This is a genomic window from Shewanella aestuarii (assembly GCF_011765625.1).
Lineage (GTDB): Bacteria > Pseudomonadota > Gammaproteobacteria > Enterobacterales > Shewanellaceae > Shewanella > Shewanella aestuarii_A.
On the sequence record NZ_CP050314.1, the window covers coordinates 186785 to 198570 of the forward strand.

General features: G+C 39.0%; 13 protein-coding genes and 2 pseudogenes. 12 read left to right on the top strand and 3 right to left on the bottom strand.

Going from position 1 to position 11786, the window contains the following annotated elements; genetic code table 11:
- Positions 1-4: 4 nt before the first annotated feature.
- The 4 genes and pseudogenes from HBH39_RS18365 to HBH39_RS19920 form a co-directional block, all read left to right on the top strand.
- Positions 5-664 (top strand): DUF4400 domain-containing protein, encoded by a 660-nt coding sequence (locus HBH39_RS18365; protein WP_167680268.1) that lies wholly within the window; start codon positions 5-7, stop codon positions 662-664.
- Positions 665-667: 3 nt separating this feature from the next.
- Positions 668-1708 (top strand): S49 family peptidase, encoded by a 1041-nt coding sequence (locus HBH39_RS18370; protein WP_167680269.1) that lies wholly within the window; start codon positions 668-670, stop codon positions 1706-1708.
- Positions 1709-1900: 192 nt separating this feature from the next.
- Positions 1901-2242 (top strand): hypothetical protein, encoded by a 342-nt coding sequence (locus HBH39_RS18375; protein WP_167680270.1) that lies wholly within the window; start codon positions 1901-1903, stop codon positions 2240-2242.
- A 606-nt stretch (positions 2243-2848) separates the two neighbouring features.
- Positions 2849-3056 (top strand): annotated as a pseudogene (locus HBH39_RS19920) (transposase); the annotation flags it as partial.
- A gap of 155 nt (positions 3057-3211) precedes the next feature.
- Here HBH39_RS19920 and HBH39_RS18385 read toward each other — a convergent pair.
- Positions 3212-4042 carry a substrate-binding periplasmic protein gene (locus HBH39_RS18385; protein ID WP_167680272.1) on the bottom strand — a complete coding sequence of 277 codons (831 nt, stop codon included), beginning with the start codon at positions 4040-4042 and terminating at the stop codon, positions 3212-3214.
- A 568-nt stretch (positions 4043-4610) separates the two neighbouring features.
- Positions 4611-4818: pseudogene (locus HBH39_RS18390) on the bottom strand (transposase family protein); the annotation flags it as partial.
- 219 nt (positions 4819-5037) lie between these two features.
- On the opposite strand from HBH39_RS18390, the gene traL reads away from it, so the two are divergent.
- Genes traL through HBH39_RS18415 form a run of 5 tightly spaced genes read left to right on the top strand, consistent with a single transcriptional unit; the run spans position 5038 to position 8943 of the window.
- The gene (gene traL, locus HBH39_RS18395; RefSeq protein ID WP_167680273.1) at positions 5038-5325 is read left to right on the top strand and encodes a type IV conjugative transfer system protein TraL; all 288 of its coding nucleotides are present in this window, start codon (positions 5038-5040) and stop codon (positions 5323-5325) included.
- Positions 5322-6011 (top strand): TraE/TraK family type IV conjugative transfer system protein, encoded by a 690-nt coding sequence (locus HBH39_RS18400; protein WP_167680274.1) that lies wholly within the window; start codon positions 5322-5324, stop codon positions 6009-6011. Before traL ends, HBH39_RS18400 begins: the two co-directional genes overlap by 4 nt.
- On the top strand, positions 6001-7134 hold the full coding sequence (locus tag HBH39_RS18405; protein ID WP_167680275.1) for a TraK domain-containing protein: 1134 nt from the start codon (positions 6001-6003) through the stop codon (positions 7132-7134). Before HBH39_RS18400 ends, HBH39_RS18405 begins: the two co-directional genes overlap by 11 nt.
- A 2-nt stretch (positions 7135-7136) precedes the next feature.
- Positions 7137-8471 (top strand): TrbI/VirB10 family protein, encoded by a 1335-nt coding sequence (locus tag HBH39_RS18410; RefSeq protein ID WP_167680276.1) that lies wholly within the window; start codon positions 7137-7139, stop codon positions 8469-8471.
- A 4-nt stretch (positions 8472-8475) separates the two neighbouring features.
- A complete protein-coding gene (locus HBH39_RS18415) occupies positions 8476-8943 on the top strand; it encodes a hypothetical protein (protein WP_167680277.1) in 468 nt (155 codons plus the stop codon).
- Positions 8944-8997: 54 nt separating this feature from the next.
- Here the strand turns inward: HBH39_RS18415 and HBH39_RS18420 are convergent, their stop codons facing one another.
- Positions 8998-9243 carry a hypothetical protein gene (locus HBH39_RS18420; RefSeq protein WP_167680278.1) on the bottom strand — a complete coding sequence of 82 codons (246 nt, stop codon included), beginning with the start codon at positions 9241-9243 and terminating at the stop codon, positions 8998-9000.
- Positions 9244-9389: 146 nt separating this feature from the next.
- Between HBH39_RS18420 and HBH39_RS18425 the strand changes: the two genes are divergently transcribed.
- The 3 genes from HBH39_RS18425 to HBH39_RS18435 are packed head-to-tail and all read left to right on the top strand — an operon-like array spanning position 9390 to position 11781.
- On the top strand, positions 9390-10109 hold the full coding sequence (locus HBH39_RS18425) for a thioredoxin fold domain-containing protein (RefSeq protein WP_167680279.1): 720 nt from the start codon (positions 9390-9392) through the stop codon (positions 10107-10109).
- Complete coding sequence (locus HBH39_RS18430) at positions 10109-10969, top strand: hypothetical protein (protein ID WP_167680280.1); 861 nt, start codon at positions 10109-10111, stop codon at positions 10967-10969. Before HBH39_RS18425 ends, HBH39_RS18430 begins: the two co-directional genes overlap by 1 nt.
- Positions 10966-11781 (top strand): TraV family lipoprotein, encoded by an 816-nt coding sequence (locus tag HBH39_RS18435; RefSeq protein WP_167680281.1) that lies wholly within the window; start codon positions 10966-10968, stop codon positions 11779-11781. Before HBH39_RS18430 ends, HBH39_RS18435 begins: the two co-directional genes overlap by 4 nt.
- Positions 11782-11786: the final 5 nt, after the last annotated feature.

Below are 11786 nucleotides of genomic sequence, written 5' to 3' on the forward strand. Positions count from 1 at the left end.
GAGAATGTCAGAACTCATACATGAACATGGACTCAGTAAATTATTCAGTGTGTTATTACTGATATTTACCGCATCATTAGCAGTAATTCTTACCGTCGTGCCGAGCTCATCATTTCAGCGAGAAGTCGAGAGTGAAGTAAAGTCGTTGGCATTGCTTGTTGATCTACCACAATGGCTAGAAGTCACCAACCTTGTCACCACTAGATATTCAGAGCATTACATTCAAAGCGGCATTCAGGATAACATTTCCGATGCTTTGCTGCCAAAAAGTAGCTACAAAATCAAAGAGATTGTCGAAAAATATAAAGGCGATTTCATTCTAAGTCGTGTAGTTAATAACCTTCATATTTTGGCATATCAGATGACATATCGAATTACGATTTTAGGGTTCTGGTTATTTTTACTATTACCTTACTTCATCGCTATTATCCATGATGGCTATACCGAGCGCAGAATCAAAATGTATGAGCCTAAACAAATTTCCATTAAGGGTTCACGAATTTGGACTCGTTCAATCGTCTATATAGTTATATTGGTATTTAGCTATCTCGTTATACCAAACTTTATGGGTGTAACGGTTGCAGCTTGGTTTCCGTTAATCATGTTGTTGGCCACAGGCTATGCAATTAAGAAAACAATCTCAAATTACATGAAGGTAGCATAAAAAATGGAATTTCAATCTGAACAATCATTAGTCAATGTGGCAAATGAACATTTAAAAGTTTATAAACGAACGGCGTATGGCAAGCTTGCCTTTATTGGGCTTATCTTTGTTATAGCTACCGCCACAAATATCATAAATTTCACTGGAATGGATTTCAGCGAGCAGAAACATATCTCAAAAATCCAGATTGACGGTGAGATTGGAACGACGCACGATACTGGATCTGGTTATGCAATATCAGACCATTTATTGTCAGCAATCAACAATAAAGATTCGCTGGCAATCGTGTTGGAAGTTGATAGTCCCGGTGGCTCACCAACTGACTCTCAGATAATCGAAAATGTGATAACACAATATAAAGCCCTTGGACAGTTGAATAATCAAGCGCTACAACGAATTTCAACAGCCCTCACCTCACCTCAATTAATGTTTACAGATGACGTTCTACGTAAAGCAGCTTTAGAACTACCTAATAAAGATGCTGATTTTCAAGGGTTTCTGTCAGAATTACCGAGGAAGCCTATTATAGCTGTCGTATCTAAACTATGTGCTAGTGCTTGCATTCAAGCTGTGATCCATGCAGACATTATTGTTGCTCAAAAGGCATCATTAGTCGGCAATGTAGGGGTAAGAATGGATAGCCTAAACTGGTCCACACTTGCAGAAAGATTGGGCGTGAAGAACACGGTAATAGCCTCCGGTGTGCACAAAGATATGCTATCACCATGGACAGATGTTAATGATGAACAGATAGTGATAGCTCGCAAGATGTTAGTGAATCCTGTTTTTGAGCAATTTAAAGAAACAGTGATTACGGCAAGGGGCAATAAACTCAAAATGGATCTAGAACAACTATTTTCAGGATTAGTTTGGTCAGGTTTAGAGTCTCGTGAGTTGGGACTTGTAGACATCAACGCCGATAAGTTACAAGTTCAAAAAAATTTGGAGCAATTAACCGCTGTTAAATACAAAAATTACTCTCAAGCGCACTTTGGTATCGGCCAATTTCTGACCTCGACGCTTAATTGGCTTGGTCTAAATTAATTGCTGAAATCTACTTAGCAAAAAACAATTGCGGAAGTTGTACAAAATTTGTACAACTTTAGTCATTTTTGGAAACCCGACAAATTAGCGTGACGAAATCGAACACCTTATTTTAATTAATTAGATTTGAAAGATAGTAAATTAAGTATCGAGATTAACTCACCACTGAAAATAGATTAAAGGAAAATGATTATGACTAATGTTCTAACTCTGCCAAAAAAGGCTGAAACTAACGTCGTGTTAAACAAGAAAGTTATCGGTGTGGCTTTAGTCGCCTCTTTCTTAATTGCACTACTTTATAGCATGGAAACGGTTGCTGGCTCTGGTGGTTCGGCTTTTACTACCATTTGGACGGAAATCAGTGGTTGGGCTGATGGTGTACCAGGTAAAATTATTACACTTCTTGCATTTTTTGCTGCACTTTTCAATGTTTTAAAACAAAATTACTACATGGCAGTTGGCGCGTTTATTGGTGGTATGTTACTCAGCCAATCAGTAACCATCATCAACGTATTCTTGACTGGTACAATCTAATAAAACCAACCTTTTATTGATAAAAATTTTGCCCAACTAATTTCTGTCCCATGCCTTATTTTGCCGCCTTCATTCGAGGCGGTTTTTTTTTACCCTAACAATGCTCATGCCACAGGGCAACCGCATGAATGCTTAAATTTCAAGCAAGCTAGCAAAGCCAGCCCTTAACACTTCTTCTAAATACTCTGGCTTCATCCAAGCTCGTTTTTGTTTCATCGGGATCATTACCTTTGTACTAAACCAATGGCCAAAATTATTAACTGATCTTGATGATGGTGATATTAGATCTGAAAACGGATGGTACTGCGAAAAGTGTAATGCAAGGATCTATCGGTGAAAGCATTCATTGATTTTTCAATGTCTAACCACTTTGGCTGAGTTAATTGTCGGATTTATCGGTGAACGGATTCACCGATTTTTCACTGATTAATTCAAGGAGGCAATCTCAACTGGCCATTTATCGGTGATTGTTTTAAAGCAGTTTGGCAGAATAGGGTATTTATCGGTGAACGGATTCACCGATTTTTCACTACCAAACCTACTTGACGTGGTTTAATTGATACGACTACGCCAGTTAAGAGATAATTGATTTAACCGGAGATTAAAATGAAAACACGTAAATCCTATTCAAAAGAGTTCAAGCTTGATGCCATTGCAATGGTAAGAGAGCAAAATGACAAGTATTGCTGAAGCCGCTAGAAATTTAGAGCTCACTCCGCAACTACTTGGTCGCTGGATAAAAGGAGCAGAAAATGATGATGGTCATGCATTTAGAGGCAATGGCAAGCTAAAGGCTAATAGGGTAAAGTCGAGGCTAAATTGTCTCAAATGGCCATTATCAGACAAAAAAATGTCTCAGGGTTAGTGGGTGGTTGTTGTAAGTGGCTGAATATATTGATGAATGACAGGTGTGATATAAATACCGAATAGAGGGAATTTTTTATTGAAAATTTTCAGGTTATCAATCGCCTAGCGCACAGCGCAATTTCCTCGGTGGCAAATATGATAAAACTCTGCTTTATCAAGAGGTTGACTTGCAAAATAATTTTGGTGGATCCGATAATATTCAGGCGTGTCCTTGAAGGCTTTCAAGGTATCGGAAAACTGAGTGACAAATTGTTCAGAAATACGTCGTTTATTAAAAATTACATATAATCCTGTCTTGTAAACAGGCTGAGTTAACAAGGGGATTAACTCATCATTTAGCCCCAGATTTTCCAATATCGTTAATGCATTGGCATATTCTGCAATGACATAATCAATTCGTCCAGAGTGCAATTTGATAAAATTTTGCTCATCATTACTGACAGTTTCATAATTGTTTTCTTTTTTTAAAAATGCCCAAAACGCCGGGGTATAGGCATATTGCCTGACAACACCGATGGTTTTGCCTTTTAAGTCATCTAACGTGGAAAACGTTAGCCTATTTTTATCCTTTTGACGGATAAACAGGACCCATTTTGAATCGATTAACGGTTCCTCTGGAAAATAACATGCTGTTTGTCGTTCTGTATTGGAACTCAGACTGAATGCGGCATCAATGTGAGCATGTAAAATATGATGCTCTAATCGTGCAAAGGGATAGAGGTGGATCTTGCCTTCGATCTTCACATCCATACGCTTCAAAACCGCTTCGACGACTTGTGTACTGAAACCATTGGTTACAAAATCCTTTTCGGCCAGTTCATAGGGCGGCCAATGATCGCTTCCGATAGTCAGTCTGATCTCCCCGGAAACAGACGTCGGCATAAAAAGTAGCGTTACATTGCAAGTTATTAATAAAATTGCATATTTCATCATTGCCTCTTAAAAAATACCTAACCGGAAGTCTTAAGATGTACGTCATGAACACAATTTCACTTACTGACGTTACTTGTCTTATAGAGCAGTTTGCGGATATATGCCAATTCAAGCGTGAGCTTAAGTCGTGAGTGGTCGTTATTCACAAAAGGTTAACGCTATTGTTTAATCCTAATGTCGCAATCGCAAAGAAAAATGGCCTAGAAAGATATGCTCAGATCAGTGATACGTTAGTGAACTTTGCCCGCCCAAGCCCAATATCGACAGCCTGTTATAATAGAATGTTAACCACGAGGCGAAGCTTCTAGACGGGGATGTGCAAACGCGTTAACTCTCCTTTAAAAATTATTATGCATTTTTAAAATACTCAACTAAGCTTATCGCTATTGGTGGGATTAACTCCTTTTCCCATCAACTTCTCAGCATATCCAACTTTGCCTATCAGCTGTTGCTAGATAGGCTTTTTTTTACTTACTACAATGCATCGATGTTCGTGCGTACGCCATTTGCCCAGCGAACTTCGATAGCGACTCCTTCAACTGAATTTGGTCACCCTAGTTAAGCCTGCAGCAGGAATGCCACTCACGAATAGGTTATTGTTTTTAAAACAATCATGATGTCCAAGTATGTATTCTCGAATATCAAACCAGCCTTTAGCTCCTGCGATAACGGCATATAGAGAACCAAACAAACCTCAAAAAGGCAATAGGTCTCTCTAGCCTCTTGGCGTTGGTCAGTTATGGTTTAAAAGTCTCTTTGAAGCGGTCAATATGCATGGTGAGCTCACGAAAAAAGGGAGAATAAGATCATAACTAAATGTTAACGTCAAATCGTGTGTTAAGTTGATTGAAAAACGTTCAGATCTCGCCCTGGCTCATTCCATTCATAAAAAGTGAGTTAAATAAATTAGCGTGGCCAAAATCGAAACGCTAAATTCACAAATCCAATTTTTATAATGACAAAATAAAGGGAATGATTTTACTGAGGTTTTAATAATGGCGATGACATACCGCATTCCCAAAAAAGTTAACGATTCCTTATTAATACTTTTTTTTACGCTGGAGCAATTTATACCAATTGCTATCGCAGTAATGCTTGGCTACACATTTAAAGCCGCTATGGAGTCAATGATATTCGCAATTATGTATTTCAAGATCACCTCATATTTTTCGCAAAATCACCCAAGAGGCTACGTTGAACATATGTTGTGGTACTACGGAATTATGAAGTTAAAACTTGGGGCTAAAACTCCAGATCCAATGAAAAAGGAGTTCATTCGATGAGTAATCTGCTTGGCGGCATCAACGATATCAAAGTTTCTTTGACTGAAGCTATCTCTGTACGAAATGTAACATTGCTATCTAATCTTATTCTGAGTGTTGCTCTATTAATATTCGCGCTTAAATTTATATCGTTTGAACCTGGTGCTGTAGCTATACCAAACGCACCATTAACAGAACCAATAGAAGTACGTGGTAGTTGGGCTAACTCCTCTTTTAAAGAAGGCCATGCCATCGCATTTTCAGAATTAATAGGCAACATTAGTAATAGTAATATTAAGTTCGTTAAACAGCGATTCCTAGCCAGTTCAACACCATATTTACGTGATCAGTTTGAAGATGAAATTGAGCGTCAAGTTAGCATTATCAATGCAAGAAAATTAAAGCAGCGCTTTGTCATAGAAGATCTTCATTTTGATGAATATCAAGATATTGTTTGGATTTGGGGAACACGGGAAATCACAATTCCAAATCAACCAGTTATGAAAAAGACGTGGACGTATGAATGGCGTATTGGCGTGAGTGGAGGTATGCCAAAAATATCTTATTTTCAGCAATATCCCGGCAAACCTAATATGCGTCAACGAGTGGTACCCGCAGCAGACACTATCCCAGAGCTAACCGATGAAATGCGCGACAATCTAATTGAATCAGGATCAACAGTTAAGGAAATCAACAATGCAAAATAATATTAAAATATCAGCTATTGCCTTGGCATTGATGTCGATATTTGCAATAGATGTTTCTGCAAATACTGAACCCTACTTTGAGGCGACGCCTTCTGATCCTGTTAATGAGTTTGTATTACCAGTTAACACATCAAATCAACGTTTAGCTCCTGAAGTAATTGATACAAATCAAAACGAAAGTAATCCTGTGCAATTTATTTTTAACCAGTTGAAATCAGCTGTGCCAGATGATGAACCAAAGTCAGCTATAACTTATGATCCTTATGGCAGACCTCAAGATGGTACTGCAACAATAAGTAGCCCAAATAACTTCGGTGATGCACTTCAGGCGAGCTACAAGCCAGTCCAAGATTTTGAGTTAGCTCCCGGAGAAAATATTGCTGTTGCAGTAGCCGCAGGATTAATGAACCGCATTAAGACCAACTTTCAAATGGTGGCTGTACGAACATCAGATGAAGAATCGATAATCGAAGCGTCAGATGGATATATTTACATCACCATTAATAGTATGAGTCCAGTCGGTCTTATGGTCTATGAAGAAGGATTACCAGAAACGGCTATATCATTAGTTTTACAGCCAGATAATTCACCTCCGGCAATGGTTAATGTCGATGTTAAATTAACACCGGCACAATACTATAAAGCCACAGAAAGAAAGCGGGAACGTGACCGATTGGAAAAAATAGAACAAGCCAATCAACTTGATGAAGTGCATGCAACCGCGTCGAATTACATTGAACGCATAAAAGGGATGTTAACACCAATTGCAAGAAACGGTATACCGAAAGGCTTTACTGAATCAGTCGAAATCCCCGCAACAATGGTCAAACCATGCTCCGTAGCCATTAGACAAAAAACGGCACAGAGATATGTCGGTTCTCGTGAATATATCGATGTAGTTGTCATGTATAACCACACTAACTATGACTACCAAATAAAAGAAGAACAATGTCTAAGTCGCGATGCTTTAGCCGTTGCGCTGGTGGACCAAAGTATTTTACCGCCAGGCTATTCAACTGAAGTTTATATTGTCAGAGATAAGCTTTACCAAGAGAAGCAAGAAAAGAACAATCGCAGACGTCAATTTACAGCTGCCGAACTTGGTTTGACAAAAGGGGAATAAGGATGTCTGTAATAGTATCGACAAAGGAGTTTTGGGCAGATCCCAAAAAGCGTCAAATCATTGTTTGGGCAGTGATTCTTGCTGCTATGTACTTCCTTCTACCATTATTTTTCACCAAAAGTGACAAACCCCAAAATCAACAGGTTAAGCAAACCGGTGGAACAGAGTTATTTTCTGTGGATGAAGTCACTCAAATGGAGGAGAAAAAAACCAAAGAGTTATTCAATCAACTTGCGGCTGATGCTCAAAATAGGGAATTAGCAGCAAAGGCACAGGAAGATAGGACAGCCAATAGAGAGAAGAAAATGGAAATGGAGTTGGCCAAAATGCGCCAAGACCTCAATGAACAGAAGCGTTTATTTTCTCAAATTCAATCTGCCCTCGAAAGCAACAAAAATCTAACGCCGACTGGACAAGAGAGCATGGAAGGTACAGGTAATGTAATTCGTACTGGACCTAATGCCAATCTAATGCAAACGGTAGAAAAACCACAAACACAGGTGATTACTCGACAACCATTGGTGCGAGGGAAAGTGTTGCGTACTGTTACTCAAAGCAAAATTCGCTCAGTCAAAGAAACAGGTACGATTGAAGAGTCAGATACTCATATCGTATCAGTTAGTGAGAACACTCAAAATGTAAATAACACATCGAAAATGGAAGCCGCTACCGCAGCACCAACAGAAAAGAAGGTAGAAGAAATTTCAACGTGGTTATCAGCAGGCTCTATTATCACCGGCACCACGATTAACGGTATCGACGCGCCTACTTCTGGTGGTCAACAACAAAAAATGCCAATGCCAGTGCTAGTGAGGATCAAGCATGAGGCAATTATGCCAAATAACTACTCACTTGATATTCGAGAATGTTTCATCATTGGTAGCGCAATCGGAGATTTAGCCACAGAACGGGCTTTTGTACGAGCTGAAACGCTAAGTTGCATTACTGAGAATGATGAAGCGATAGAGGTTGCGTTAAATGCCTATGCTGTCGGACGCGATGGCAAAAATGGAGTTGGTGGTAGATTGGTAACGAAAGCTGGTGGTTTAATGGGTAACGCTATGGCAGCAGGCTTTTTATCTGGTTTATCTCAAGCCGCTGCTCCTACAAGTATCAATGTGTTAAGTACCAATCCTGGTGAGGAATCGATGTTCCAAAAAGCTAACATGGGTGCTTTGGCTGAGTCTGCTGCCTTGAAAGGGGCTAGTACCTCTTTTGACATGATTGCTAAATACTATTTAGAACTCGTGGACGCATCATGGCCAGTCGTTGAAGTGTTAGGTGGACGCGAAGTTGATTTCATTGTGCAAAAGGGCGTTAAACTAAAATTAGGATAAACCAATGAGTGAAAATAAAGTGTTTAATGCTGTGCAGGTGATAATGTTCTTACTCAGTGTAGTAGTGATCTCGTCCCTTGTGACGCGATTTCAAATTCAAAGCACTGAAGAGCGCATTGACTATTTAAGTGCTAACAAAATAAGTGTTCAAGTGCTAGACCAAGATGCTGTATTGGGATTATTTACTACAGAAAACTATGACATTCAAACTCAATATGAGTACCTCGACCTGCTTAAGATTTTACTTAAAGCGAACAACATTATTTTGCTCGATTCGAGTGCCTTAAAATTTAAGGATAGTGTTAGCACATTAGCAATACATCCAATTGAAGCATTAAGGCAAGGAGTGAATGACTTAGGCATTGAAAATCCCCGTATTGCCAATGCTGAAGAATATGCTGAGAGAGAAAAAAATCAACGTATCATTATGGATTCATTGATGAATAATGTAATGCCCAACATACCAAGATAGATATAACTAAGAGTAAAAAGCCTAACGCAGTTCAACATGCGTTAGGCTTTTGTATTAAATTGAATCTGACAACTGCAACAACACTAAACAATCTCGTTGAATTATTAATCTATCGGCTTTATGACCTAACACCTTCAATTGCTTTCTTACATGCTGATTAAGTGCCTGCTTAATCTGATCCTTGTTAACCATAACAAATTTACGAAATCGAGATAACGTTAAAAAGTATTTTTTAACGAGTTTTATTTTAGCTTCACTGGGTAATAGTTGAGCTGACAAATCATCTTCAACAACGAACATTACATAACTCCTTTTGTGCATTCGTCCATTTTACCGCAATCAAATCTCAAAAAATAAATTAGCGTGCCCAAAATCGAAACGCTAATTTAATTATTTTGATTTTTAACGTGCAATCATTAATGCAATTCAAAAAAAGGTACTTAGCGATGAACTCAAAATTAAAATTACTTAGTGTAGCAATACTCACCGTTTCAAGTTTCACAGCAACGGCAGTTACTATGACTCAAGATGCTATCAAGGTTAAGTTTGAGACGTTACTTCCGTTTGGTGTCACAGAAATAAAATCAGCACCGATTGATGGTTTTTACCAAATTGAAACTGAAAAAGGCATTTTTTACGCTTCTAATGATGGCCAGAAGATTTTCTCAGGTTCACTTCATAAATTTGAAGAAGGATTGCTTAATCTAACGGCGTTGAGGCAGCAAGAATTAACATCAAAACAATTAGATGAGTTACAAAACGAGTTAATTGTTTATCAGGCGCCTAATGAAAAATATTTTGTGACCGTGTTTACAGATCCGACTTGTGGGTATTGCCGCAAACTGCATCACGAAATGAAAGAGTATAACGATTTAGGGATCACTATCGCCTATGCAGCTTACCCGCGTGGTGGTGTTAACTCAGATATGGCTAATACGCTAAATAATATCTGGTGTTCCGAAAATCAGTTAGACGCGATGAACAAAGCTAAGAGCGATATATATATTCCAACTCTTAAGTGTCAATCCCCAGTAGCTAAAATGTATAACGTTGGAAGCGCCATGGGAATCAATGGTACGCCTGCCCTATTTCTTCCAAATGGCGAGTTAGTTCCCGGTTATCAACCTCCTAAACAATTACTGATGACATTGGAGAACCAAGGATAATGAAAGTTACGCTAACACAACTAGCGATTTCTATTTCAATTCTATTGGCCTCTACCTCTATATCTGCCAAGGCCATTGATTTAGAGGAAGCAGCGAAAACCAAGCAAAGCGAGTCCAATGTAGAAAAGGGATTTTCATCTGAAATTCAGCGAATGATGTCCGAATTGGGTGATATCGAAGTTGTCAGAATGATGCCAATTAAACAAGTTATGCTGATACAACTTAAAGATAAACCTCCAATGTTTATCTCATCAAATGGTCGATTTTTAATTGATGGCACGATAAAAGACTTGTGGAATTTGACCGATGTTAAAACAGCTAAACAAGCTGATGATACTTGGTTGTTGGATCTTGATAATTTCGGTGATGGCTCGCTGATGTCTCAGTTTGCCGTTATTCCTTATGGGAATCCGGCAATACCGAAGCAAGCGCGTATTTTCGTCTCACCTACTGCACCCGAGTCACAAGCATTCGTAAAAAGTCTTGATGTTTCAAAAGTGAATATAGACCTCGTTATTTTTCCCCATGAAAAAGGGGCAATTACCCCATCGATGAAAGCTTGGTGTGGATATTCAACATTAGACAGCATACAAGCGCTAATTACTGGTGAGACAGAGAATATTGACCAGCGTGATTGCGATGAATCGGATCTTAAGCGAGTCATGACACCAATGCTGATGGCGACATATCTCGATATTGATAAAGTTCCTTATTTTGTGAGAACTGACGGTAGACGATCTTCAGGTATCCCGAAAGAACCAATGTCATGGCTTGAAAATAAGCCCAAAGACAAAAAATCAACTGACAAAACCAAAACTACATCCATCAATACCTCTGGCAATGGAGCGCAATCTAAATGAAAAAATTAGCTGTGGCGATTTCAATCACGTTAAGCACGCTCTCCATGACAGGTTGTAGCATGATGCAAGTTGGTGAAGATGAGTTTTCATGTCCAAATCAGGGGCTAGGTGCAGCTTGTTCATCAGCTAGACAAATTCACGATCTGACTAATAACCGAGATAATTTAGAAGGTCTTAATATTAGTAATGGCAAAATTACTAGCCATATAGATAGTAATGGTGAAGTCCATGATGTTTCAGGTAGCAACACTAATGTTGTCATTGCTGATGCACACAGCAACGAGCCTAAAGGTGCCGAAGATTACTCCCTAATAGAACAACCATTTGACTATCATAACAAAGAAGCTGTTAAACCGACTGTACCCAATTTAGCCGATAATGGCAGAGCCGTTAACGATGTGTATCAACCTATTGATTCAAAGCGCTATGACACCTTACCCGCCGCGCAAAGTGTACCAGAGCCTCAAAACAGAACCTTTGGCGCTGTTCAAGGTTTGAATGACGAACATGGAAAATTAATGGTTCACAGACAAGCGCCTATGGCATTAGCTCCTGAGCCATTGGCTGTGCTCCAACAGCCAAAAACAATGCGTATTCTCGTTGCTTCTTGGACTGACGAAGCAGGCGATTTAAATATGCCTGGATTCGTATATGTCGAAGTTGAACCTAAAAAATGGATAGTGGGTGATCAAGCTAATAAGCGTCCGGGTCGCATTGTGCCTTTGCAAATTCAGCAAAAGACACAAGAAGAAGAGCGGCGTCAAAGTAAGTCTAAGTCAGGCTATAGCAGTTTAGGGATCACTGAAAGGTAAATAAT